Raw genomic sequence first — 22,497 nt, 5'->3', positions numbered from 1 at the left:
GGAATTCACGCATGGTCGCAATCACCTTGACACCCAAAATAAAGAGTCTCGACAAGCTCCTCCCCCATGCACAACGTCGACGCTGTGCCGCCAAAAGCAATATCGTCTGCGCGGGCGAGAAATCCGAGTCGCTGTTCATCATCCTCAAGGGATCGGTCACGATCCTGATCGAAGACGATGAAGGCCGTGAAATGATTGTTGCCTACCTCAATAGCGGGGATTTCTTCGGTGAGCTGGGACTGTTTGAGCAGGCGGGACATGAAACCGTCCGCAGCGCCTGGGTTCGAGCCAAGACCGAGTGCGAAGTTGCCGAGATTTCCTACTGCAAATTCCGTGAGCTGGCGCAGCAAGAGCCCGAAATTCTGTACGCCCTTGGTGCCCAGATGGCTGATCGCCTGCGTAATACCACGCGCAAGGTCGGCGACCTGGCGTTTCTCGATGTCACCGGACGAGTCGCACGTACGCTGCTGGACCTGTGTAAACAGCCCGATGCCATGACTCATCCCGACGGCATGCAGATCAAGGTTACTCGTCAGGAAATCGGACGTATCGTGGGATGTTCAAGGGAAATGGTCGGACGCGTGCTAAAGGCTCTCGAAGAGCAAAAGCTGGTCGACGTAAAAGGCAAGACCATGGTGGTCTTCGGGACACGTTGAACGCCGTTGCCGCTCAAAGCCCGGCGAGCATCTGCCGGTAAGACAGGCTCAGGCGTTCAAGTACATCCAAACGGCTTTCGGGAAACGCTTCATACAAGGCGATATGGCTTTCGGCACGCACACGAGCCTCCAGTTCGCAGAGCTCGTTGAAGCGGTTGACGGCAGCCACCATCTCACTGCGTTCGTCATCCAGCAGCAATGCACCATGCGCCAGCACGACAGGACGCAAGCCACCCTGGCTCTGGCGCCAGCGCTGGGCGGTCCCCACCATCTTTCGGCCATCGAGATTGACGTTGAAGCGCCCGTCGCAGAACGCACCGTCTACCTCTCCCAGAGACGCCAGGCCACCCAGTCCGGTCAGGACATCCAGAATCGGCTGACATAAACGCCGGTAGGCCGTTTCTATCCGGTCGCGGTCAAGGTCTGTGTGTGGCTGGGCATAAACCAGCGCAATATTCACGGTGGCGGATGACTGCGGAACCGGCTCTCCGCCGGTTTCACGCAACAGGACAGGCCAGCCGCTGTCAGCCAGCGTTTCACTGGCTTCGGTAAAGCCCGGCAGGCGACTCATCCGACGCGGCATGACCAGCGCCCGATCGCTCGGGCGCCAGAGCAGCAATCCATGATCGGCATCACCGGCGCAGACTGACGCGAGCAAATCCTGCTCGGCCTTCAGCCCTTGCTCGACGCAGATATCGATGACCGGAGCATGCAGATCAGTCAAGGGTCGATCCGCTGACAGGAACACCACGCTCAGGGAAGAAAAGGCGCTGCAATTCGGAACCCGGCTGCTCGGCACGCATGAAGGCCTCACCCACCAGGAAGGAATACACGTCGCTGATCTCCATCAGCTCGACATCGGCACGGTTGAGAATGCCGCTCTCGGTGATGACCAGTCGATCGCGAGGAATACGTGGCAACAGATCCAGCGTGGTTTCCAGGCTGACATCGAAGGTGTGCAGGTTGCGGTTGTTGATGCCGACCAATGGCGTGTCGAGCGTCTTGAGCGCCCGCTCCAGCTCATCGCCATCATGCACTTCGACCAGCACATCCAGACCGACACCTTTGGCAACCGCTGCCAGCTCGGCCATCTTCACGTCATCCAGAGCGGCCACGATCAGCAGAATGCAGTCCGCGCCCAACGCTCGGGCTTCGACCACCTGATACGGATCGATCATGAAGTCCTTGCGAATCACCGGCAACTGACATGCTGCGCGAGCTTCCTGCAGATAGGCATCGGCACCCTGAAAGAAATCGATATCGGTCAATACCGACAGACAGGTTGCACCACCGGCCTGATAGCTTTTGGCGATTTCGGCAGGCAGGAAGTTCTCCCGAATCACACCCTTGCTGGGCGAGGCCTTCTTGATTTCGGCAATGACCGCCGGCTGCTTGCGTTTGGCCTGCTCGATCAAGGCATTGGCAAAGCCACGGGGCGCATCGGCGACAGCGGCTTGTTGCTCCAGCTCTGCCAGCGATACCTGAGCACGACGAGCAGCCACTTCCTCGGCTTTACGGGCGAGAATTTTTTCCAGTACAGTTGGCACACTCATGCTTCGTTCTCCTGCTTGAATACCGCCGTGAAGGCACCCAATTCTTCCATTTTTTCCCGGGCAAGGCCGGTATGCAGAGAATCGTGCGCCAGTTCCACGCCTTCTTTAAGGCTTGAGGCATGATCAGCAGCATAGAGGGCTGCACCGGCATTCAGCACAATCATTTCGGCCGCTTTCTGCCCATTCTCGGTCTTGCGACGCCCGATCGCGTCACGAATCAGTTCAAGTGAAGCCGCCGGGCTTTCGACCACCAGGCCATACAGGCTCTGGCTTTTCATGCCCAGGTCTTCGGGTTGTACCCAATATTCGGTGATTTCGCCGTTCTTCAGTTCCGCGACAAAGGTCGGGGCGGCCAGGCTGAACTCGTCCAGGCCATCCTGTGAATGCACCACCAGCACATGCTTGCTGCCCAGGCGGGACAAAACCTCAGCCAATGGACGGCACAACTGCTGGTTGAACACGCCCACCACCTGATGGCGAACGCCAGCGGGGTTTGTCAGCGGGCCAAGCATATTGAACAGGGTGCGCAGTCCCAGATCGCGACGAGGACCGGCCGCATATTTCATCGCGCTGTGATGAGACTGGGCAAACATGAAACCAATGCCCACGCTGTCGATGCAGCGCGCCACCTGCACAGGCGTCAGGTTCAGATAAACGCCGGCCGCTTCCAACAGGTCGGCACTGCCGCTCTTGCCCGAAACCGCGCGGTTCCCGTGTTTGGCGACCGTACAACCCGCCGCCGAGATCACGAATGCCGAGGCGGTGGAAACGTTGAAGATATTCGCACCATCGCCTCCCGTACCGACGATGTCCACAACCCTATCCAGCGACTGCAATTCAACCGAGCTGGCCAGCTCGCGCATAACTGAAACCGCACCGACGATTTCGTCGATGCTCTCGCTTTTCATGCGCATGCCCATCAGGAACGCACCGATCTGCGCTTCCGTGCATTGGCCCGTCATGATTTCACGCATGACATCACGCATCTCGTCGGTCGTCAGATCCAGCTGATTGACGACACGGTTGAGCGCGGTCTTGATATTCATTGGTGTGCTCATAAAAAGTCCTTAACCCTGACGAGTGCCGCCGGTCTGCTTGAGGAAGTTGGCGAACAGCTCATGGCCCTGCTCTGTCAGGATCGACTCGGGGTGGAATTGGACCCCTTCGATATTCAATGTCTTGTGACGCAGGCCCATGATCTCGTCGACCGAACCGTCTTCCAGCGCGGTCCAGGCAGTCACTTCAAGGCAATCGGGCAGCGTGTCGAGCTTGACCACCAGGGAGTGGTAACGGGTCACGACCAGTGGATGATTCAGGCCATTGAACACGCCCTTGTCTTCATGAATCACAGGACTGGTCTTGCCGTGCATGACCTGACGGGCGCGCACCACATCGCCACCAAACGCCTGACCAATGGATTGATGCCCCAGGCATACGCCCAGAATCGGTAACTTGCCCGCGAAGTGAGTGATCACCTCCAGCGAGACACCGGCTTCATTGGGTGTGCATGGGCCAGGGGATACGACAATGCGTTCAGGGTTCAAGGCTTCGATCTGAGCAATGGTCAGCTCATCGTTACGAATCACTTTGACATCGGCCCCCAGCTCTCCCAGGTATTGCACGACGTTATAGGTAAAGGAGTCGTAGTTATCGATCATCAGCAGCATGTTGCTATCAACCTTTTGAATTTACTGACTTTTATTCAAGCCTTCCAAACTCGATACCCGTGGTGTACCCACGCTCGGTCACAGCTCGATTCGTGACCAGATGGCATACAACAACGGTTTTGAAGGCATACAGGTGCAGGTCCGGCATGGCCGGAAAGAAAGAGTCAGGCGCGCCAACGCCAACGGGCGTGGGCCTTGATAACGCGCATCAAGAGTTTGCTGACAATCGTCACGGGAGGAGTCTCATCTATACGTTCCGGGACATTAACTTACCGAATCACACGGCGCAATATGATTGTGCCGGGGAAAACGAGTCGCGTATCCGATCAGATGAGCTTTTAGGAGGCAGATCAGTGTCTGGATAGATAGCCGTAAGGGCGAATTCATTCGCGAATGTGTCAAGCAGGCAAAACTCTGTCTGCTGACAGACTGGCTCATCGTCGCCTCCTTGCGACCCAGGCGTAATAACCAACGCAACAGACGCTGGTCGTCCGGCTGCTCTGAATCGGCCCGCACATGCATCAGGGCCGGTGTGTGCCCTGGATCGCCAGGCTGCGCAAGTAGGCATCGCCTCGCTTGCTCATCTTGCCCGGTCGCACGGCTTGTCCGTTGCTGTGCTGAGTGGGCACCGTACCGAAGTAAGTGGCAAACTGTCTGAAAAACTCACAAGCGCCTGACAAATGTAATGATTGACCGAAATGGCGCAGTGAGGCGCCAAGAGGTGGAGCGATGAAGCTCTTCAATACGGTTTTGAGCGGCATTTAACTCCATACGCACCTCGACAGCGTCGCTCTGAGAAAGACGCAAATCATTACACGTACCCTGCAACCTCTGTTGAAGCTCATGAATCGTTTGATTAAGGACGTCACACTGAGTGGACAGCTGATTTTTTTGGCTGACCACTTCACGCCTTAGATATTCTTCACGCCCTGCGCGCTCTAATGCACGCGCCAACTTATCAGGCATCTCCAGCATTGAGAGGAGTCGATACTCGTCTGCATTGGCGATCCTAAGTTCGTCTAACGTTTCACGGCGAATATCAGGTTTATTACTGCCATTCCGGACATGAACCATGTCAACATCCGAGTTGACAACGACGCCTTTCAAAAATGCTATCGCCGAAACAGCCTCTCCTAGTTTAGGGTACTGCCCGACGTATAAGAATTTTTCTTTAATGGCCGCCACCAATACAGACCTCACGTCATCCGTTATTTTTTCGGTGTAATACGTTGGTTCTACAGGGGTGACATCACGCTTCAATAAAGACCAAAAAATATTAAAGTAGAAATCCTTGTAATACGGACATTTGGAAGCCTCGATCAACAATTCGTCGGGCCCGACATCTTCCTGCATAAACATTGCATAAAGCGACTCTCCCAACACCTTTCGATACCATGAAAATTCGCCTTGATAAAAAGGAAATTCTTCTGTGAGCTCTGCGCCCTTCATCAACAACTTCCGGATGTGAAATACTTCTGAAACGAAGCGCTCTACAGGGTCACGAACAAGCGTTACGTAACATCTTGCTTCAGGAGGTAGCAGACCTTCTATATTCTGACGCGTATGATGATGAATGAGGAGTGACTCGTTCTCCCATCCCTTTCCTCGCCCCTCTACAACCATGTGTCTGATTACATCAACGGCACTGAATGGGTTTTGATAGGCCACCCATGATTCGTTATACAGGTCAATGACCTGATGACCTTGATGGAAAGCTGCGTTTGCTAACGTATGCCAGACAGTCGATCCGCCCGTCCGATGGATATGTAAAAAAATCAATGCATGCCACTCCCGCCGATTTAAATCCCAAATCTATGCGAATCCAACATATTAATCCAGCGCTTATGTCTGTTTGGGATTTTTCCTGGCGGAAAATTTCGCGTACAACCTGTGTCGTTAGTTTCAGTACCCAACTAATCCCCTACCACCAATCGCCCATTGAATGAGCATGCCAGACTCCTGTTGTTTCAGGAGCCTGGCGGCCCACGACGTAAAAACTATTAAAATGCAACACCTTGAGAAGGCAACATCAAAAATCCAAGTCACTGGATCTCATCAGTAACAAGCATTTGCTGAGGGTGCATTCAGGAGAGTGTCCACCGGTTTAATATTGATGGAAACGGAAAAACTCAATGGATGATTTCGCGGACATAGGCCTGACAGGCCTTCAGCGCAATCAGTCCTTGATCGCCGTCATCGGTGATGGCGACAATTCGTTGAGCAGCCGCTGGGTCAAGTTCGCCTCGCGGGGCTCCATGAACCAGGCTGCCGGAGGCGGCAACGGCTGGTTCTCCACGACCACTGGCGGGGGTGGCGAGGAGGACTGACAACCGCAGATCAGCAGTAGCCAGACGGCTGCGCAACTGCGTCTGAAGTTTCTGTGCATCGCGCAATTCCTTATAGTGAGTGACATCGTTGGTTTGCAGGCGGGCCTCCATGTCCCGCCGCAGTTTCTGTTGCGTTTCCTGCCAGGCAATGACAGCCCTGGAGGCCTGTTCACGTTCGCGTTGGTGAAACTCGGCTTGCTCGGCCAATTGCTGACCGTAGCTGCGAGCCTGCCATTGCCACGCCACCCAGCCACCGAGCCCCAGGCCAAACAACAACGCCAGTGCCACAGAGCGCAGGTCCAGTGTCGTCATGACAACACCTTCAAGGCGCGCTGATAAAAGGCCTCGCGATCAGCAAGACCATTGGTCCCACCGTTGATGCGTTTGGTAATCAGCAGGAAGTTTCCTTGATCGGCCAAGGCATTGAGCCTTGTCCGATCCCAGAACCAGCCCGCCGACATCGCGGCATGCTCCGGTTGCTCCAGCAACTCGGGGTGATCGAGCAAATCCAGCCCCAGAGCCTCACCGCACGCCATATAGTTCGCCCGGCCCGTGACCTGAATAAGCCCCCGTCCACGATAGAACTGTCCATCGTCATCGTCTTCGGGAGTATTACCCAGGCGCAGGGCCAGTTGACCGGTGTCGTAACGCTTCAGATACGCATCGTTTCCCAGTTCACGGACATACCGCAGTTGGCCGGATTCATGACCAACTTGAGCAAGGAAAGCCGCTGCACGCAGTGTGCTGACGATGTCGTAGCGGGCCATGGCCGTGTTGAGAGCGGAAACAAAAACGCCGGCTTTAGGGCCGGCGTTGGGGAGGATTTGAAGTAGTTGCTGTAGATCGATTGGCATGTGTTCTCCTGGCGAAACGCCGGGTGATTACTGAGGTTGTTCAGGCCAGGCTGTTGGCTCAACCGTCAGGTCAATGAGTTTCAGGGCCCTGACATAGGCTTGCCACGCTTTGGCGCTTGCCGTTTCCTCGGTCGTTGCGTCCCCCAATTGCAGAGACAACAATAGGGGGGTCATGGCCTCCACGGCAACGGCCATCAGGTTGTCACGTGTCAATGCAGCCAATGCGGTCTTGTTCGGTTCCGACGGAGCGATGAGTGCCAGGTAACGCGGGTCATCGTCTTCGACCTCGATCAGATTCGGCCAAACATTTGGATCCTGCGGACCACCAAAAGCCGTAACCGCTACGCTATTGTCGATTTGAAGATATTTCATATGGAGTACCTCGATACTGCTATTTTGAACGTCGGCGTACCGCTCGTGCCAGAGAGAAGAGACGTGGTAAGAATGAATTGCTTCGATGAGTTGAGAATCAGGTTGTAGAACGATGCCCCACTTGTTCCTGTGGCCATTACATAACCTGTAAGGCTGTTCGTACCTGTTACCGTATCTCCACTAGATACGCCTATCGATAGCTGAGTTGCCGAAGTACACATCTGCTCCATCACCCCGCCGATAGTAACGGCGTTGGCCGGCACGTTGTTTGGCGTAACCAGAACATTCGCAACCACAGAGGTGCTGGTGTAAACATAAGCGCTCTGGATCGTCACATCGCGCCCACTCACCGAAGCCACACCAAACCCCCCACCAGATGTTGTAGGCACAACAGTAAGCAGACACGATGCCGTGTAACCAGTCGGCATGTTCGATCCGTTGTACACCTCCGAGACTTTAGAGGCAGCATTAACGCCAATCAGCCCCCGAGCCTTGGTGGCAGGATTGTAGATCGCGTAGATGGCGACGAACCCGCTGGCCGGAGAGGTGCCAGTATCCATCCCGCCAACACCGATGGTGGACAGGTTAATAGTTTGGGAGAAACTGGCTAAACGATACGGCAGCCCGCCAAGAGCCGTTTCAACCACCAGCTCATCAGCTGTGTAGGTGGCCGTCGCCGATGGGCTCGGGATGCGCATGGCTCCCCTGCGAACACTCCCGACAACAGGCCCGTTCACCGAGAACTTCTGCACTTGATCAGCCAATGCAGCAACATCGATATTTCCCTGATTGATCGGAGCGCTCCAGGCCTTGATGCACCACACAACGGCAATGTTGCGAGGCCGGGTTTCAGTCCCCCCCGCACTGCCAGACGTCAAACCAGCAATAGCTCCCCCAAGAGAGCCAGCCGAGCTTTCCACATAAGCCTTCGCTGTTGTCGAAGAAGAACTGCCGTAGACCTTGCCAAAGAATGAACTGGCAGCGGCGACCGCCCCCGTTACACCAGTGGCTCCAGAACCACCTCCCACATTATCGACAAAGCCTGTGTCTTTGTGAGCATGAGCTCCCAGTGACTGATCCTGAAAAGTCCCAAGCCCTCGACCGGCATCCACACCCCGCCCATGATCCCAACCACGCAGAAACTCGCCACGCGATTCTGGAAGACGGAAGTAACCTGCCGGATCACTTGCCTGGTTGAACTTCGTCCCCAGATACGCCGCCAGGTCGGGGTAAGCGGCAATACTCTGCAGGCTACCGTCGACCTCAAGAAAACCGGGAGGAATATCGGCCTTCGGAAACGGAACCATCATGCCAATTGGCACCGCATTGTTGTTTTTCAACAAGGCATCCATTTCTTCCTTGTTATAAACACGCTCCTTGATATAAGTATCGTCCTGCACGATATAGCGAATGGCTTCCAGCAGTTGATCCAGGTCTTCCTCGTTCGGATCGAGTTGAGCGGCCTGAATAACAGCAAGCAGCTCATCCGTGACCCCATTCCCCCAACTGGCAGGAATCAAAGAACCTGGCGTTCCACTTACAACATCTTCATCAACAAACTTTCCATTTACCAGCCCTACGCCGGTAACATTTTTTGGATAGTCCACGACTTACTCCTGATCAAGTTAATAAAAACGACGTCATACGCCGATATTGTCAAGTGAAACGAGTCCTTACTCGCCCCACCGAAACTCGTGTATCTCTCACGCACAGTTGAACGGCTCAGCGCCAACATAGAGGGGACTAACTCTATCGCCCGTTGCTGAACAACTGTCCGGAGACTTATTAATTTATAAAAACATTTTGAGTCGCGACCAACACGGCCTGCGCATGCATCAGGAGAGGTTTTGTAAAACGTCCTGATCATCGCCCACCACGGCGAGCGAACCCAAATCCTGCGGCAGATGCTCACGCGCCACTTCGGCGTAGTAAGCAATCTGACAATGACGCAAATCGCCTTGCCGGTCGCGCCAGAACAGAGTGTTAATCACCTTTTCAGCAATTGCCCAACGTCGCTTTTTATCGCGACAGCGGTAGGCCCTGCTGCTGAGTGTTTCGTCGATATACCCCCACAGCAGGGCATTGACGAACTGATCGGCAGCAATCAATAACGACAGCCAGTATTTACGGCGGCCATAGGCTTCGACATACCCCACGACGTCTGTCATTGCGGTAACGCCAATGTCGGAAGTTCGTAAACCAGCTCGTCCAGCGTAGGGGTATCACGTGCTCCGGCTTTCACGGCATCAATCTGCTTATAGCAGTAATCCCAAACCAGGCTGCGCCAGGCTCGAAATGCCTGGCCTTCAGCCTGGAAACGAGGAACCGCGGGCTCGTCGGCATAAGTAATCGCACTTCTGATATCGTCATAACCCGCTGTAACAGCTGCGGCATCCATATGTTGCTGAATACCATCGCGAAGCAACCGAATAACTTCATCAGAGGACAGTTCCACCTCTTTCAACTCAAAGAGTCCGGAGGCATTCATGAGAATCTGTTTACCTTGCGCGCGCCCCTCGCGCAGGTCCAGATACATCGTCTCCGAAATTTCTACAGCATCATTGGGAATATCAGAGCCGTTAATATCGGAGGAGTAGAAGCCACCTGTTGCAACTGAATAAAATTTGGAAATCGACATTATAATTACCACCCAATAACGATGTAAGAAATGTCCCAGCCCGTACCACCAGAGTTGGAATAGAAAGTGGCACCCGTTTGGCTCGGCGTCCCCGTTGATACAGCGTTAAGCGGGATCGAAGCGCCTCCAACGGAGGCAATACACCGACAGAAAAACTTGGGGAAAGCCACAGGCCACGTCACAGCAACAGGGTCGGAGCTCGGCTTCCACACATAGCCCCACTGAATAATCAAACCGCCATCAACATCGGGAATGCGAATGTAGTCATTGGCGGAAAACGTTCTTTTCGAGAACCAGGAGTTCAGCAGAGTCACAACGCCAAGAGGGTGGGAAATAACACTATCCAAAACGCCGCCGACTTGTTCAGCCATCGTACCGAAACGTGCGATACCTTCCTTGCTGGATGTGGCATGAACCACTGCTGGGGCACTGTTCGAGTCCAGCAATGCATCGATTTCTTCCTTGTTGTAAACGCGAGCCTTGGCATAAGCATCGTCCTGCACGATATAGCGGATGGCTTCCAGCAACTGGTCCAGATCGTCTTCCTTAGGATCAAGCTGAGCAGCCCGAATAACGGCCAGCAACTCATCCGTTACGGCATTCCCCCAACTGGCGGAAATCAGAGAGCCCGGCGCACCGGACACAGTGTTTTCATCAACAAACTTCCCATTGACCAGCCCGACGCTGGGGACGCTTTTTGGATAGTCCACGGTGTTACTCCTCAGTTGAAATTAACGAACTCTGTGGTGTGGGCAGGTGCTGCCCGATGGATCAAACATTCGATGGCCGTTCCGGGATTCACACCGAAGCGCTCGCCCCAGTAACTCGCGCCAAAACGACGCCCCAGTCGCTTGCGGCCGCCGGTATTCAGGACCCACATGAATTGCGCGTTCCAGGTGCCGAAGTGCGCCTTGCCAAAACGAGAACGCCCCATACGGGGCGCTCGGTATTCAGTGACGGTGGCATCGGGATAGCCTTGGCTGACGGCAATATCGACGTAGAACGCCGGGGTTTGCCCTCCTACAGCCACGAGCCTCTGTCGCACCGACAAACGTCGGTCCTCGAACAAGGGGCTCAGGCCCAGGCATGGATCGGGCAGGTTCATGACCCGCTCCCAGTCCGGAACCAGTTCACTGACGCTGGCCGGGTCCATCTCGTTGAGCAGGTCGAATGCCCGGCCATCGATGCGAGCAAGCTCCTGGGATAACCCGCTGAACACCGTTTTCAGTTCGGGAACTCGCTCCGGGTCCCAGGCCGGTCCGGATGGCAACAGGGCGTGCAGTTGATCGGCGTATTGCCGGGCAGTTCTCAGGACGACCATACAATCCCTCCGAATACCAGCAACTGATTGGGGTTGGCTTGCACATTGGCGACAGGAGAACTCAGGACATGATCGGTTTCTCCCGTCGCACCGCTGATAGCCTCGGCGATGTGCGTCAGCAACAGCGTTTCGCCCAGTCCGGCCTCGCGGTTGTGAAGGTCCATCAACTGCGCCTGAACCGCCGCACGCACAGTGGAGGTATCCGGAGTCAGCTTGATTGTGTAAATCACCCGTTTCTGCACCGGAGCCAGCACATAGAGCTCCGCCGTCACCGGACGTAACGACTCGATATAATCGGCCACTTGGGCACGCTCATCGTTATCAGGCACCGGGGTCGCGTCGTTATCACGCATGACGAAAACGGCTACGGTGCCCGGCCCCATGTATTGCCGCACACACCATGCACGGGTAATGCCCGGCACTTCCAGCGCCCAGGTCACGTAATCATCCTGATTGCCACCATGGGGGATCACACGATATGAGCGCACCACACGGGCCCGCAGCGACTCGATGCTTTCCTGAGCGATCCCTCCAGACAAACCATCCGCCAGCACCGTGAAGCTGCTGTCGATCCCTTCGATGGGCTGAACGGCGGTCATCACCAGACCGGCATCCGCGTTACCCAGAATACCCGCGTCCACAGCCTCGACCGTGGCCACGTTATTGCCCGCCACCGTAGTCAAACCTTGAGTAACGCGATAGGAGCGACCATCGCTGAACTGCAACACCGTATCGGCATCCAGCACCGCGCCGGCTGCCGCGGTGAAACTTACCGAGCCCGTGGCCGGCTGGGCGGCATTGCGGGGTTGCCGAAGTCGCAGAACGGCCTGGCGCTCCAGGGTTTCTTCATCTGCCGTGTCGGGCAGGATCTGGTCGGCAATCCAGCTCTGATACCCATAAAGCCCATAGGCTGCACCGCTGTGGGCACGGGATAACACCTGGGCATCGGATTGCCGGAGCGCTTCGTTGGCCAGATCGACCTGAGTGCGGTTGACCAGCTCAGGCAATGTAGGAGTTTCAAAGGGCATAGATCACCTGCCACTGTTCGGATGGGTTGAAGCGCACGACCTGGCCGTTTGGAACGACCAGCACGACGCCAAGGTTCAAGCGGTTGGTCTGAACCCGCTCGGTAAGGATGCTGATTTCCTGCACATGACCATCCTCGATCAGCCAGGCAAGCGCTTCGCGAGCGTAGAACTCGGCATCACGCTGGGTCTGTGCAGTGAGTTTCACGCGGCGCAACAACCACAGGCGGGAGCCGATACGGTCATCGGTCACCGCCGGATAGGTATCGCCCCACCAGCCGTAACGCTCGTCATCGTCCACCTGATCGTCAGGCCCGGCTCGCCGCCAGGTGAAGAGGCTGATGATGACCGAGCGCAGCAAGGAGGCTTCGAGAGAACCTGCGATGACCATCAGGCACCTCCCACGGGCGGACCGCTCTGACCACTACCGGCCTGCACGCCGCTGTGTGCATGGCCGATCTGACTGATACCGCCAGCGACCTGATCGCCCTGGGAAACGATCGTCCCCGTCTGGGTGATCTGTGGCGTTTCAAAATTCACCGCCACAGCCGCCCGTACGTTCAGGGTGTTGGTTTCGATGTCGATGACCTTGCCGCGCTTGAGGTGAATCTTGTCCCCTTCGTCGGTGTAGATCGCCACCTCTCCCGCCTCCAGCGCCTTGAGGCGATAGCGACGATCAGCGACCACCAGCACAATCCCGTGGGACCGATCGCCACCGATAAAGGCTGCAATGCCTTCAGCGCCGGCCAAAGGGTTGCTGGTGAAGCCATAAGGCTCGAAGTGCTCCATGTCGTCCTTGATTTCACCGGCGGTCAGGCGCATTTGCAGGGCCTGGAGCTTGCTGGTGGCTCTGGCGAGCACCACCGTGCCACGCACAAGCATGCGATTGAGTATGCTCATTAGGTTTTTCCTTTTCGGGGGCAACGCCTGGTTGCCGCTCTGCTACTTTTTGGCACCCTTGTGCGGGTCATTGGGTTCGGCATCGAACATTTCGGGAGGACCGACGACAAGCGTCGTCACCGTGCCTTGCTCGTTGAGCGTGTAGGTGATTTCCGAGATCAGCATGTCCCGGTCGAGACCGATCACCGGGTCCACGACGCGTACCAGCGTGTTGTGGCGCCAGAGATCGCCATTGGATTGCCGCCAGCCTTGCACCTTGTAGGTGGTGACCTGCGTCTTCCCCATGCGATTGCCGCGCTCCCAGTTCGCGCGACTCTGCGCCAGCTCGGGGGTTACCGGTGCCGACTCATGAATGATCAGGACACGCTTGCGTGTGATCCTGTCATCCGTCACCGAAGCCGATACTTCGCTGGCCTGCGCTGCAAACGTGACGTCGTTGCCGCTGCGCTGCCCGATCACCCGGTACTCGGAAAAGGTGCTCGAAAAGTCGAGAGCCGCCGAAGCCGACAGAATGTTCTGCCCCAGCTCCAGACGGTCCACGGCTCGTCCCTGACTGCCTGGCCGGGCCAGCACCAGACGCCCTCGCTCATCGTCCGTGGAGAAAATGCGAAACAGCGTCAGGAGTCGGTCGATGGACTTGAACACCGTTTCGGCTGGCTCAATCGTGTGATTGGGAACCTTGCCGGTTTCGGTGATTTCACTCACCACCCCCACGTTGTAGGGGGCCGCAAGCGCCTTGACGATGCTGATGGCCCCCTGATCCTTCCACTGGCCCGGCTTGTTGATCGCGGCACAATCCACCAGATCCGCCGTGAGGGAGCGCCCGGCAACAGTCAGGGTGATCTGCTTGCCGTCATAGCTGACCGGCGCAGCAAAAATCCAGCCGGTCAGCACCAGCTCGCCTCCGATGCGAACCTCGCATCGGTCACCCTGCCTGATCGGTCGAGAAACACTTTGCCCCGGCCACTGCCAGGTGATACTCACGTTGAAACTGCGGGCCTGACGCTCGATACCGGCCGAGATGGTCACTGATTTCCAGCCACTGTAATCCTGGCTGCCCACCGTCAAGGTGACAGCATTCGCCTTGTCCATGGGATTACTCCTGAGCGACTTTCAAAGTGCCGGGCGATATGAAACCTGGATGCTGGACACGATTGCGCTGCACCACTTCAGCAGAACGGGTTGAATCACCAAAACGACGGTAAGCCAGCACCAGCGCAGGCAGTGGCTCAGCCACCTTGATATCCACCAGACGCACCCCGGAAGCCGCCACGGCGTTCAGGTGCCGGATCAATGACTGACGCAAGGTATTGAGCGCCAGGTAATGCTCCGGGTCCGCTTTCAACGAAGCCTCCCAGATCGCTGAACTGAGCGTGTCGCGCAACTCGATCACATCATCGGCAACGGGAACCTGCGCACGTTCGACCGGCAGGATCAACTGCTGGTCAAGCGCAGGCGTGGCACTGATCGGCACCACCGTAGCCGCAATCGGCATGCTTGCCACCACCAGAGCCACCTTGACCAGCAACGAATCCTGTACCAGATCCGCAGCAGCCTGAGCCGTCGAGCCGGTATCGACTCCACTGGCCTGGCTGACCTGATTGATGGTGCTCACCGCTTCGGCCTGCTGAGTGGCCTCGGAAATCGTCGCTCTGTAATTTACGGTGTCAGTCCCTGACGACTGGCTGCTGTTGCTACTGTCGCCCTCGAAGCTGGCAAGGAAACTGGAAAACATCGTGCTCAATGCCAGCGGCGCATTGACCAGCGAATGCACCAGGCTGGTCACGTCCGAATAGATCGTCATGAACGGGGAAAACTGCCGCTGAATCACGGCAAACACCCCCGACAACGCGCTGCGCAGCGCCTGAATGTTGATGCGCGCAGCGTCCACTTTAGACATGACCGTCTGATAACGACTGAGTGCCGAATCCAGCAACCCTTCGGACGCCTGCGTAACCTGTCGTGCGGTGTTGACCGTCGACGTGGGGAAACGAAGCGGCTGATCCGGGTAGAAAACGAGGTCCAGCTGGACCATGCCACCGTTCTGCCGGTTGTGCTTCATGGTGCAGCTGCCAACCTGCACCTGCATACGCCCAAGCCATGGATGGACAAGCTCACCCGCACCCACCGCCTCAAGTGCCGCCAACAACTTGTCGCGCTGCTCGAAACAGTCTGCGCCGATGAGGAAGGCACTCATGGTATGGATTTGCGATTGCTTGCCCAGTGACTCGAAATAAGGCTCGTCGCGCTGTGGAAACTCGTGAAGCTGCCCTTTGCGCCCCACCGGGACACTGTCCGAATCGATGAAAAAACCAATGCCCCGGAAAGAAGCGGGCATCATCCTGTCACGCCATGTCGTCATGATCCATCTCCTGCCCCGAGGGTTCGGAAGCCAACGCTTGGCGAAACCGTCAAGCCGGGTTGATTGGTCCGCATCTCACCCGGACGCATCCCTGCGGGGGCATTTTCAAAGCGGATATTGAGTTCGCCCTCAAGCCGTCGATTGGCAGCGCTCCCTTGTAGAAGCAGGCTGCCGGGTGCAGGCATGTTCTGCGGGCCGAGCACATCACTGGAGTTAGCCGCACCGGCCATCAGGAATGCGCCAGTACCGCCTCCCGGTCCTGCGTTGCGAGTCCTCTGTTCTTCAGAGAACTGCTTGAGTCCGCGAGTAATGCTCCCAAGAACATCCCCGCCACCGAAAAAGCTCAGTGCCGAGTTGATGCCTTCTGTTACATCGCTCCACAGATCCGAGAACCATGTCCTGATCGGTTCCCAGTGCTGAATGATCAACCCCAGCGGCGACCAGGCGAACATGGTCTTCAACACATCGACAAAGAGCAGCGCGGGGGCCTTGATCACCTCCCACACCCCACCGAAGAACTCGGTGACCGTCTGCCAGTTGGCGATGAGCAAGCCCAATGGCGACCAGGAAAACAGGGTTTGCAGCACCTCGAAAAACAGCAGCGCTGAAGCCTTGATCCCGTCCCACACGACACCGAAGAACTCGGTGATCGGTTGCCAGTTCGCCACGATCATGCCCAGTGGTGTCCAGGCGAAGATCATTTTCAGGAAGTCGAAGAATGGCGTGGCGAGCGCCTTGATGACCTCCCAGAGCGCCGCGAACACTTCGGTCAGCGGCTGCCAGTTTTCAATGATCATGCCCAGCGGTGACCAGGAGAACAGCGTTTTCAATCCTTCCCAGGCCACACTGGCGGCCTGTTGTATCGAGTCCCAGACAGCAGTGAAGAACGAGACGACAGAAGACCAGTTGGCAATCAGCATCCCGGCTGCCAAAGTAATGCCTCGCACAATGAGCCCCAAGGGCGACTTGCCCATGACTGCGCTCAACAAACCGGCCGCACTCGTTGCAGCCAGCACAGCCACTTGCAGGATGCCAAAGGCAATGGCCGCGCCCACAACGCCCTTAATGACTTCCGGATGCTCGGCTGCCAGAGCCGAGACCATGGAAATCATGGGGCCGATAACAGCCAGCGCTTCGTTCAGCGCAGGCAAGAAAATGCTGCCGATATTGACGCCCAGACGTTCGATACGATTGTGCATCTGCTGTATGGCAACCGCCGTCGTATTGGAGTTATCCGCAAACTCCTGTTCGATTGAACCGGCGGATCTGGCCCCCTCGGCGACTTTGCCAAAGTTGCTCTTCAAGACATCGAGACTGCTCAGCAGCGGTGTAATGGCCCCCAAGGAATCGGCGCCAAACATTTGCGAAACCATGTCCTTCTGTCTGGACGGATCGACCTGCGAGATCGCGGTCAGTACCTTTTCGATGGTCGCGGAAGGGTCTGTTTTCATCCCTTCTGCCACCTGAGCGGCATCGAGTTGCAACGACTGGAAAGCTCCTGCGCTCGCGGCACCGCCTTCGCTCAGTGTTTTCACCAGGCTCTTCATGCCGGTTGCCGCCACATCTGCCGGCACATCCATGCCCGCGAGTGTCGCGCCCATGGCGGCGACCTGCGCAGAAGCCTGGCCTGCAACAGCACCCAGCGGCCCCATCGCAGTCACCATGGTCGCAATCTGTTTCTCCAGATCGTTACCGCCCAGCGTATTGATCTGCTCGGCCAGCTTGTTGACTTCAGGCTGAGAGAGCTGCAACGACGACCGCCATTTGGCCATCATGTCACCCGACTCCGCCGAGGTCTGACCGAACGCGACGCCCATTTTCACGGCGTCGGCCGCAAAGCCTTTGAGCTGCTCACGCGGCACACTGGCCTTGGCGCCAGCAGCCACGATTGCAGCAATGCCATTGGCCGTCTCTGGAAGCTGTTCGCTCAGATCCAGAATGTCAGTGCTCATTTGCTGGAATTGTTGCGGTGTTTCAAACGCCACGACCTTTTTGACACTGGCCATGGATGTTTCAAAATTGATTGCTGCCTTTACCCCGGCAATCAAGGGGGCCGTAAAGGCATTCCCCTCGATCACGCCTGCAAGGTTGATGTTCCCCAAGCCCGAGCCCTTGAGCTGTTCTTGAAAACCATCAACATTCTTGCGGATGTTCGCCAGTGTTGGAGACAGCTTGTCGACGCCGGTAATCAGCGTTTCGAGCTTGAATGTGTCTGCCATCACTCCCCCTGCAGGATCTGATTGATACGCTGCGACTGCAAGATCGATTCGGTGATGACGTCCAGTGACCTGGACATCATCGATTCAGGATCAACCTTCCAGAAGTACGCGAGGTCGTAGACGACGGCTATCAGGCCTTCGAGGTCTCTGATGCCGCTGCCATGAAAAAACTCGCGACCTTCCAGCTCAGTTTGTTGATATCGGAAAGGTCCAGTTGATCGACCGAGGACGGCGGAATGCCTGCGCAGACCGCGATGTATTTCGCCGCGACATCAAGGTCGAGCGAAACTTCTTCGTGCTTGTCGATCTTGTACGGCAATGCCTTGATCGCTCGTGCTTCCTGGGCCGTAGGGCGACGGAACGTCAGTTGCGAAAGGGATTCACCGTGGGCCTCGATAGGGTTCGCCAGTGCGATGACTTCACTCATTGCCAGCTCCCCTGGCTACCGTCGAATTGCAGTTCGATGGTGCCGTCTTCGCCTTTGCTGACCGGCTCGGCCACCAGATACGCACCGGACAGCACGTAGATCTTGCCGTTCTGGAATTCGCAGGTGATGGTCATGTCCACGCCGGTGGTCAGTGCCTTCAAGGGAAAGTCCGGGGTATGAACCGCTGTGAAACTCAGCGACGCCACCTTGTCCTGTTCCTTGAAATAACCCGGCACGACGGTCTCGCGCTTGACGTTCATCAGAGGGGCTTCGCCGCCGCCACTGATAGTCAATTGAGTTCCGTCCACTTTGATGTAGCAGGTACCAGCTACTTTTTGAGCCATGTTCTTTATCTCCAGAATGAAAAAAACCGCACAAGGCGGGTTTGAATGTTGAGGTTGAAGTTATGCCGCTTCGTCGTATTGCAGACGGAACTGGTTGAGCAGCGCGAATACGCGCAGGCCATTGATGTAGTCCGGCGGGAACATCACGTTCACGCGGCTCGGGTCCTGACTGTCGCGCTCGACCACCAGGTGCTCGGCGAACAGTTCGGCGTTTTCGACATGGCCTTCTTCTTCCAGCTTCGCGTACTGCGCGATCAACTCACCACGAATGGTGCTTGGCGTCACGATCGGCTGGCCGGCGCCGAAGCGGGTGCCATCGTTGGCCAGTTTGTGGCGGCCGTACTTGCTGGTGATCACGTTTTGCAGACGACGAATGATGAAGGCCGACTGGTGCATGGTTTCGCTGTCCAGGTACGAGTTGTCAGCCTGGCCGTACGCGTTTTTCTGGTAGGTGGTGATCGAGCGCTGGATGCGCACGTAGCCGCCTTCGTAGTACGCGGTTGCGATGCCGTAGCGCAGCAACGATTCCCGCTCGGTCAGCGTGAAACGCTCACTGGCGGAGGCCGGGTCCAGACCTGCCATGGTGCCCGTCTGGGTCGGACGACTGGCGTCAGCCGAAATGAACACCGCCGTACGGGCAGCCAGTGCCGCGGCCTGTACCCACACCGGTTGTGGAACACCGACTTCCACCCCCTGGATGGTCACGTGCTGATCGTTGCGCAGTTGGCCCGCTGCGACCAGCGTACCGACCGTACCGCGCTTGGCGCTGTAGACATGGCCATACAGTTGCTTGGCCCAGCTCCAGCGACCGGTGCTGTCATCCATGGCCGATTTCCAGGCATCGAGCGTGGTGGTATCGGACCATGGCACGCAGATGAACTCGAAAGGCTCATCGCCCAGCGCAGCCAGTGCAGCGACTTGATCGGGCGTGCCGACACCACCGGTCATGGCAGTGACAACGACCGTCAGACCGGCCGGAGTGACTTCGCCACTGGTTTTACCCAGACGGTTCATTTCCAGACGGATGTCGTTGCCGCTTTCACCGGTCCATTTGCTGGACAGGGTCAGTACGCCCGCTTCGACGACCGACTTGACCGGCAGGTCCGGGGTTGCATTGATCTTCACCGACAGCGCGCTGGCCGCCTGGGCTGCTGTCGCACCGTTGACGACGGTCGCCTGCACACGCACGCCGCCGACGTACAGGCTCAGCAGACCGGATTCCGTTGCCGTGCCGGTGAAGGTGACGGTCGCACCGGCCTTGGAGCCTTCGGTGCTGAGCAGGGGCAGGCACCAGACTTCGCCTGTCGGGTCGGTCTTGCGCCAGGTTTCATACATCGAGGCCAGCATGGAGCCCTGACCGCCGATGTTCTTGGCCAACGAAACGCTGGGGACCAGCACCAGCGTGCCGATTTCCGGGCCGGTCGCATCGTCGTTGACCTGAGCCACGATCAGGCGACGCATGCTGGCCGATGCGCTGTTGGCGGCCGAGTTATCCATTTCCGCATAGAACAGCGGTACACGAACGTCGGATGGAATGTTATTGAAGCTGATAGCCATTGTTTGGCTTCCTCTAAGTTACGCCTGGACGGCTTGGGTGGTGGGTTGCTCGGTTTTGAGGGTGATATCGCCGTCGTTGTGACGGCGCTGCCACCATGCGTTGAAACGGACTTCCCGGCCTTCGGCCGGCAACAGGTCGCCAGCCTCCGGGTCGGGCACCGTACGGCCAGAGGCCGGTACCACAGTGATGCGTTGAGTCATGGTGTTACGTCTCCTGAGAACTTCACTTCGATACGGCCATCGGGTCCGGGAGATTTCAGATTCGGGTCTGCCGGATCGATGGCATCCATCTCGAAGGTCGCGCCGGTGAAACCCGGCAGAGCATCCAGATACGCCTCCTGCCAGGTTTCGGCAGGCTGATCGGATGTATTGCGGCCCAGCTGAAACTCGGCCGCGAAACCAAAGCGCCAGGCCACTTGCGAAGTGCTGGCTTGCAGCAGTGCTCCGCCCGTGTACTCCATCGGCTCGTAATAACTGTCGGGGAACCACCCCACCAGGGCGCGCCAGAGTTCAGCGCGAACGGCATGCAATTGTTCGCTCGCCACTTCGCCCGACTCGTTGTTGCCAGCGAGTACCACCACCACATCAATGCGGTCGGTGATGTTCTGGCGCACCACGTTGTTCAGGTCATTGGCGGTTGCCGCATCGCCCGTGGCAATCACGTAGGCCGCCGGGTAACCGGTGGGTGCGCTGCTCGCAGTAGCACTCCAATAGATACCGGCGCTGATTCGTCCGGCAAAGGTCGGGCATGTCGTCTGCAGATGAGAAACGATCGGGGTTATCTTCATGGGTAAGTCCAGAGGTGTTGGAATCAATCCGGAACGGCTCAAGGGCATCGCCCTGCTCGAACCGTTGAAACAAGAAGCGCTATTGGCTGGCCTTGCTCAGCGCAGCATCGGCCTTGTCAGCCGCACGGCTGGCGGTATTCGCCGCCTGGGTTGCTACTGACGCAGCGCTTTCGGCCTTGCCGACGGCTTCTGTTGCACTTTCGGCAAGCCTGGCCATGCTCACGTCTCGCTTGCCCATGGCCGCGTCGTATGCCCGGCGTATCTCGGCCAGTTGCCGGGTGTGCTCGAAACCGGCCGACCATTGCCCGGCCTGAAAGCCCAGGGTCAGGCTGCCGGCCGCCAACAGCGCAGCGATCACCCAGATCTCGACCCGACGCCACCAGTGGCGAGCGATGAAGTTAATTGCGCATCTGTCCATCCGTGGCACCTCCTAGCTGAGAGCGAAGTCGGGCGATTTCCGCACTTTGCGTGGTCACCTTGTCCGTGAGCTGAGCGATCTGGCTGGTAAGGGCTTCAACCTTGCCCTCCATCCGGCCCACCGCAGCAGCCAGCTCGTTGCGTTCCTTTGCAAATTGATCGGCTCGGGCCTCAGCCTCCTTGCGAGCCTCACGCTCGGAATCGAGCAGTTCATTCAGGCGCCGGACAGTGCCGATGTCTGCGTTGTCCATCGCCCTGTCAGCAGCGTCTTTCGATAAAAACTTGCGCAGCCACAAAAAGCCGCCAAGCAGGATGGTGCCGGTCCCGCCCAGCCAGGTAGCTGTGCCTGGGCCGAGGTCAGTTGGGTCCATCGGTACTCCGGAAATAAAAGAAGACAGCCCCATGCCCGTCGCAAAAAACAAGACGGCCAGGGGGAGTCGACCAATGAAATGTGTCGTCCATGGTTAAACCAAGGCGACCGGGCTATGACTAATTTGGAACGGATACTGGGAATCGAACACGGATCGTCAGCCTGGAAGGCTGAATAGTGACCTGTGCTATCTGTTGAAAAAGGACTCATCACATTGATGAGCCCTTGTACTCCAAAGCCTGAACCTGGTTACGCCAGCAGGTCCCAGGTCATTGCAACTGCGGCAGTCCCGGTAGTCTGCGATGCAGCCCACAGACCGTTACCGGCGGGAACCAGCAGCGGGAAAGGCAGAACCACTTCAGCGTTGGAACCCGCAGCCGAGTTACCGTTGCCCGAAAAGATGATGGCTTTTGAAAAGTCGGTCAGCGAAGTAGGAGCAGTTGCGCCAATAAACACATTGACCGCGCCATTCGCTGCTGCGATCAGGCCGGTGGTAATGATCAGACCGTTGACGTTCTCTTCGGGAGAGACGAGTTGGACCACACCACGCAACGGGGAAAGGGTGCGGAAGTTTTTGCCTACTTTTACTGGGTACATAGTGTCACCTTTAAGTCGAATGATTAGTCGCGGAAGATTCCGCATTCATGTCGCTCAACGGCGATGACTCGAGGCTCGTGGCTTTCACATGATTCAATGTTCC

General features: G+C 57.1%; 28 protein-coding genes and 1 pseudogene. 1 reads left to right on the top strand and 28 read right to left on the bottom strand.

Going from position 1 to position 22,497, the window contains the following annotated elements; translation table 11 throughout:
* The first annotated feature begins 11 nt into the window (after positions 1-11).
* Positions 12-656, top strand: coding sequence for a cAMP-activated global transcriptional regulator CRP (crp, locus tag ACIPY9_RS12225; RefSeq protein ID WP_400700940.1), 645 nt, complete (start codon positions 12-14; stop codon positions 654-656).
* A gap of 13 nt (positions 657-669) precedes the next feature.
* On the opposite strand, the gene ACIPY9_RS12220 is transcribed toward crp, so the two are convergent.
* The 28 genes and pseudogenes from ACIPY9_RS12220 to ACIPY9_RS12085 all read right to left on the bottom strand — a co-directional run bounded on the left by ACIPY9_RS12220 (position 670) and on the right by ACIPY9_RS12085 (position 22,394).
* Positions 670-1,371 (bottom strand): biotin/lipoate A/B protein ligase family protein, encoded by a 702-nt coding sequence (locus ACIPY9_RS12220; RefSeq protein ID WP_400700996.1) that lies wholly within the window; start codon positions 1,369-1,371, stop codon positions 670-672.
* Position 1,372: 1 nt separating this feature from the next.
* A complete protein-coding gene (gene trpC / locus ACIPY9_RS12215; protein ID WP_400700937.1) occupies positions 1,373-2,209 on the bottom strand; it encodes an indole-3-glycerol phosphate synthase TrpC in 837 nt (278 codons plus the stop codon).
* Complete coding sequence (gene trpD, locus ACIPY9_RS12210; RefSeq protein ID WP_400700993.1) at positions 2,206-3,255, bottom strand: anthranilate phosphoribosyltransferase; 1,050 nt, start codon at positions 3,253-3,255, stop codon at positions 2,206-2,208. Before trpD ends, trpC begins: the two co-directional genes overlap by 4 nt.
* 21 nt (positions 3,256-3,276) lie before the next feature.
* Entirely contained in the window at positions 3,277-3,876 is a 600-nt protein-coding gene (locus ACIPY9_RS12205; protein WP_400700934.1) for an aminodeoxychorismate/anthranilate synthase component II, read from the bottom strand.
* 435 nt (positions 3,877-4,311) lie between these two features.
* A pseudogene (locus ACIPY9_RS12200) lies at positions 4,312-4,514 on the bottom strand (transposase); the annotation flags it as partial.
* Between the two features lie 25 nt (positions 4,515-4,539).
* Positions 4,540-5,655, bottom strand: coding sequence for a hypothetical protein (locus ACIPY9_RS12195; RefSeq protein ID WP_400700931.1), 1,116 nt, complete (start codon positions 5,653-5,655; stop codon positions 4,540-4,542).
* Positions 5,656-6,005: 350 nt separating this feature from the next.
* Complete coding sequence (locus ACIPY9_RS12190; RefSeq protein ID WP_400700928.1) at positions 6,006-6,515, bottom strand: lysis system i-spanin subunit Rz; 510 nt, start codon at positions 6,513-6,515, stop codon at positions 6,006-6,008.
* Complete coding sequence (locus ACIPY9_RS12185; protein WP_400700925.1) at positions 6,512-7,057, bottom strand: glycoside hydrolase family 19 protein; 546 nt, start codon at positions 7,055-7,057, stop codon at positions 6,512-6,514. The genes ACIPY9_RS12190 and ACIPY9_RS12185 overlap by 4 nt, the downstream gene beginning before the upstream one ends.
* A 27-nt stretch (positions 7,058-7,084) precedes the next feature.
* Entirely contained in the window at positions 7,085-7,429 is a 345-nt protein-coding gene (locus ACIPY9_RS12180; RefSeq protein WP_400700922.1) for a tail fiber assembly protein, read from the bottom strand.
* Entirely contained in the window at positions 7,426-9,036 is a 1,611-nt protein-coding gene (locus tag ACIPY9_RS12175) for a phage tail protein (RefSeq protein ID WP_400700919.1), read from the bottom strand. Before ACIPY9_RS12175 ends, ACIPY9_RS12180 begins: the two co-directional genes overlap by 4 nt.
* Positions 9,037-9,264: 228 nt before the next feature.
* Positions 9,265-9,597 carry a hypothetical protein gene (locus ACIPY9_RS12170; protein ID WP_400700916.1) on the bottom strand — a complete coding sequence of 111 codons (333 nt, stop codon included), beginning with the start codon at positions 9,595-9,597 and terminating at the stop codon, positions 9,265-9,267.
* Entirely contained in the window at positions 9,594-10,067 is a 474-nt protein-coding gene (locus ACIPY9_RS12165) for a hypothetical protein (protein ID WP_400700914.1), read from the bottom strand. Before ACIPY9_RS12165 ends, ACIPY9_RS12170 begins: the two co-directional genes overlap by 4 nt.
* Before the next feature lie 5 nt (positions 10,068-10,072).
* Positions 10,073-10,777, bottom strand: coding sequence for a hypothetical protein (locus tag ACIPY9_RS12160; RefSeq protein WP_400700911.1), 705 nt, complete (start codon positions 10,775-10,777; stop codon positions 10,073-10,075).
* Positions 10,778-10,788: 11 nt separating this feature from the next.
* On the bottom strand, positions 10,789-11,388 hold the full coding sequence (locus ACIPY9_RS12155) for a YmfQ family protein (protein ID WP_400700908.1): 600 nt from the start codon (positions 11,386-11,388) through the stop codon (positions 10,789-10,791).
* Positions 11,376-12,416 (bottom strand): baseplate J/gp47 family protein, encoded by a 1,041-nt coding sequence (locus ACIPY9_RS12150; RefSeq protein WP_400700905.1) that lies wholly within the window; start codon positions 12,414-12,416, stop codon positions 11,376-11,378. The genes ACIPY9_RS12155 and ACIPY9_RS12150 overlap by 13 nt, the downstream gene beginning before the upstream one ends.
* The gene (locus ACIPY9_RS12145) at positions 12,406-12,804 is read right to left on the bottom strand and encodes a phage GP46 family protein (protein ID WP_400700902.1); all 399 of its coding nucleotides are present in this window, start codon (positions 12,802-12,804) and stop codon (positions 12,406-12,408) included. The genes ACIPY9_RS12150 and ACIPY9_RS12145 overlap by 11 nt, the downstream gene beginning before the upstream one ends.
* The gene (locus ACIPY9_RS12140; protein ID WP_400700899.1) at positions 12,804-13,313 is read right to left on the bottom strand and encodes a phage baseplate assembly protein V; all 510 of its coding nucleotides are present in this window, start codon (positions 13,311-13,313) and stop codon (positions 12,804-12,806) included. The genes ACIPY9_RS12145 and ACIPY9_RS12140 overlap by 1 nt, the downstream gene beginning before the upstream one ends.
* Before the next feature lie 42 nt (positions 13,314-13,355).
* Positions 13,356-14,405: a phage baseplate assembly protein gene (locus ACIPY9_RS12135; protein WP_400700896.1), complete on the bottom strand. Its 1,050-nt coding sequence runs from the start codon at positions 14,403-14,405 to the stop codon at positions 13,356-13,358.
* A gap of 4 nt (positions 14,406-14,409) precedes the next feature.
* Positions 14,410-15,675, bottom strand: a complete 1,266-nt coding sequence (locus ACIPY9_RS12130; protein WP_400700893.1) for a DNA circularization protein — start codon at positions 15,673-15,675, stop codon at positions 14,410-14,412.
* On the bottom strand, positions 15,672-17,894 hold the full coding sequence (locus ACIPY9_RS12125) for a phage tail tape measure protein (RefSeq protein WP_400700890.1): 2,223 nt from the start codon (positions 17,892-17,894) through the stop codon (positions 15,672-15,674). Before ACIPY9_RS12125 ends, ACIPY9_RS12130 begins: the two co-directional genes overlap by 4 nt.
* Before the next feature lie 130 nt (positions 17,895-18,024).
* Entirely contained in the window at positions 18,025-18,321 is a 297-nt protein-coding gene (locus ACIPY9_RS12120; RefSeq protein ID WP_400700887.1) for a phage tail assembly protein, read from the bottom strand.
* Entirely contained in the window at positions 18,318-18,665 is a 348-nt protein-coding gene (locus ACIPY9_RS12115) for a phage tail tube protein (RefSeq protein WP_400700884.1), read from the bottom strand. The genes ACIPY9_RS12120 and ACIPY9_RS12115 overlap by 4 nt, the downstream gene beginning before the upstream one ends.
* A gap of 60 nt (positions 18,666-18,725) precedes the next feature.
* Positions 18,726-20,222 carry a phage tail sheath subtilisin-like domain-containing protein gene (locus ACIPY9_RS12110; RefSeq protein WP_400700881.1) on the bottom strand — a complete coding sequence of 499 codons (1,497 nt, stop codon included), beginning with the start codon at positions 20,220-20,222 and terminating at the stop codon, positions 18,726-18,728.
* A gap of 18 nt (positions 20,223-20,240) precedes the next feature.
* On the bottom strand, positions 20,241-20,423 hold the full coding sequence (locus ACIPY9_RS12105; RefSeq protein ID WP_400700878.1) for a DUF2635 domain-containing protein: 183 nt from the start codon (positions 20,421-20,423) through the stop codon (positions 20,241-20,243).
* A complete protein-coding gene (locus ACIPY9_RS12100; RefSeq protein WP_400700875.1) occupies positions 20,420-21,010 on the bottom strand; it encodes a hypothetical protein in 591 nt (196 codons plus the stop codon). The genes ACIPY9_RS12105 and ACIPY9_RS12100 overlap by 4 nt, the downstream gene beginning before the upstream one ends.
* A 79-nt stretch (positions 21,011-21,089) precedes the next feature.
* Entirely contained in the window at positions 21,090-21,428 is a 339-nt protein-coding gene (locus ACIPY9_RS12095) for a hypothetical protein (RefSeq protein ID WP_400700872.1), read from the bottom strand.
* Positions 21,409-21,798 carry a chemotaxis protein gene (locus ACIPY9_RS12090; RefSeq protein ID WP_400700869.1) on the bottom strand — a complete coding sequence of 130 codons (390 nt, stop codon included), beginning with the start codon at positions 21,796-21,798 and terminating at the stop codon, positions 21,409-21,411. Before ACIPY9_RS12090 ends, ACIPY9_RS12095 begins: the two co-directional genes overlap by 20 nt.
* A 248-nt stretch (positions 21,799-22,046) precedes the next feature.
* Positions 22,047-22,394, bottom strand: coding sequence for a hypothetical protein (locus tag ACIPY9_RS12085; RefSeq protein WP_400700866.1), 348 nt, complete (start codon positions 22,392-22,394; stop codon positions 22,047-22,049).
* Positions 22,395-22,497: the final 103 nt, after the last annotated feature.

It is taken from the genome of Pseudomonas sp. NPDC089734 (genome assembly GCF_044748865.1).
Taxonomy (GTDB): Bacteria; Pseudomonadota; Gammaproteobacteria; order Pseudomonadales; family Pseudomonadaceae; genus Aquipseudomonas.
Note: the sequence above shows the minus strand (reverse complement) of the source record. Positions and strands in the feature narration are given on the sequence as shown.

Excerpts from the sequence above, each read along its gene's own strand:
- crp (WP_400700940.1), top strand. The coding sequence starts at position 12 with ATGGTCGCAATCACCTTGACACCCAAAATAAAGAGTCTCGACAAGCTC.
- trpC (WP_400700937.1), bottom strand. The coding sequence starts at position 2,209 with ATGAGTGTGCCAACTGTACTGGAAAAAATTCTCGCCCGTAAAGCCGAG.
- trpD (WP_400700993.1), bottom strand. The coding sequence starts at position 3,255 with ATGAATATCAAGACCGCGCTCAACCGTGTCGTCAATCAGCTGGATCTG.
- ACIPY9_RS12205 (WP_400700934.1), bottom strand. The coding sequence starts at position 3,876 with ATGCTGCTGATGATCGATAACTACGACTCCTTTACCTATAACGTCGTG.
- ACIPY9_RS12190 (WP_400700928.1), bottom strand. The coding sequence starts at position 6,515 with ATGACGACACTGGACCTGCGCTCTGTGGCACTGGCGTTGTTGTTTGGC.
- ACIPY9_RS12185 (WP_400700925.1), bottom strand. The coding sequence starts at position 7,057 with ATGCCAATCGATCTACAGCAACTACTTCAAATCCTCCCCAACGCCGGC.
- ACIPY9_RS12180 (WP_400700922.1), bottom strand. The coding sequence starts at position 7,429 with ATGAAATATCTTCAAATCGACAATAGCGTAGCGGTTACGGCTTTTGGT.
- ACIPY9_RS12170 (WP_400700916.1), bottom strand. The coding sequence starts at position 9,597 with ATGACAGACGTCGTGGGGTATGTCGAAGCCTATGGCCGCCGTAAATAC.
- ACIPY9_RS12165 (WP_400700914.1), bottom strand. The coding sequence starts at position 10,067 with ATGTCGATTTCCAAATTTTATTCAGTTGCAACAGGTGGCTTCTACTCC.
- ACIPY9_RS12155 (WP_400700908.1), bottom strand. The coding sequence starts at position 11,388 with ATGGTCGTCCTGAGAACTGCCCGGCAATACGCCGATCAACTGCACGCC.
- ACIPY9_RS12150 (WP_400700905.1), bottom strand. The coding sequence starts at position 12,416 with ATGCCCTTTGAAACTCCTACATTGCCTGAGCTGGTCAACCGCACTCAG.
- ACIPY9_RS12145 (WP_400700902.1), bottom strand. The coding sequence starts at position 12,804 with ATGGTCATCGCAGGTTCTCTCGAAGCCTCCTTGCTGCGCTCGGTCATC.
- ACIPY9_RS12140 (WP_400700899.1), bottom strand. The coding sequence starts at position 13,313 with ATGAGCATACTCAATCGCATGCTTGTGCGTGGCACGGTGGTGCTCGCC.
- ACIPY9_RS12135 (WP_400700896.1), bottom strand. The coding sequence starts at position 14,405 with ATGGACAAGGCGAATGCTGTCACCTTGACGGTGGGCAGCCAGGATTAC.
- ACIPY9_RS12130 (WP_400700893.1), bottom strand. The coding sequence starts at position 15,675 with ATGACGACATGGCGTGACAGGATGATGCCCGCTTCTTTCCGGGGCATT.
- ACIPY9_RS12125 (WP_400700890.1), bottom strand. The coding sequence starts at position 17,894 with ATGGCAGACACATTCAAGCTCGAAACGCTGATTACCGGCGTCGACAAG.
- ACIPY9_RS12120 (WP_400700887.1), bottom strand. The coding sequence starts at position 18,321 with ATGAGTGAAGTCATCGCACTGGCGAACCCTATCGAGGCCCACGGTGAA.
- ACIPY9_RS12115 (WP_400700884.1), bottom strand. The coding sequence starts at position 18,665 with ATGGCTCAAAAAGTAGCTGGTACCTGCTACATCAAAGTGGACGGAACT.
- ACIPY9_RS12110 (WP_400700881.1), bottom strand. The coding sequence starts at position 20,222 with ATGGCTATCAGCTTCAATAACATTCCATCCGACGTTCGTGTACCGCTG.
- ACIPY9_RS12105 (WP_400700878.1), bottom strand. The coding sequence starts at position 20,423 with ATGACTCAACGCATCACTGTGGTACCGGCCTCTGGCCGTACGGTGCCC.
- ACIPY9_RS12100 (WP_400700875.1), bottom strand. The coding sequence starts at position 21,010 with ATGAAGATAACCCCGATCGTTTCTCATCTGCAGACGACATGCCCGACC.
- ACIPY9_RS12095 (WP_400700872.1), bottom strand. The coding sequence starts at position 21,428 with ATGGACAGATGCGCAATTAACTTCATCGCTCGCCACTGGTGGCGTCGG.
- ACIPY9_RS12090 (WP_400700869.1), bottom strand. The coding sequence starts at position 21,798 with ATGGACCCAACTGACCTCGGCCCAGGCACAGCTACCTGGCTGGGCGGG.
- ACIPY9_RS12085 (WP_400700866.1), bottom strand. The coding sequence starts at position 22,394 with ATGTACCCAGTAAAAGTAGGCAAAAACTTCCGCACCCTTTCCCCGTTG.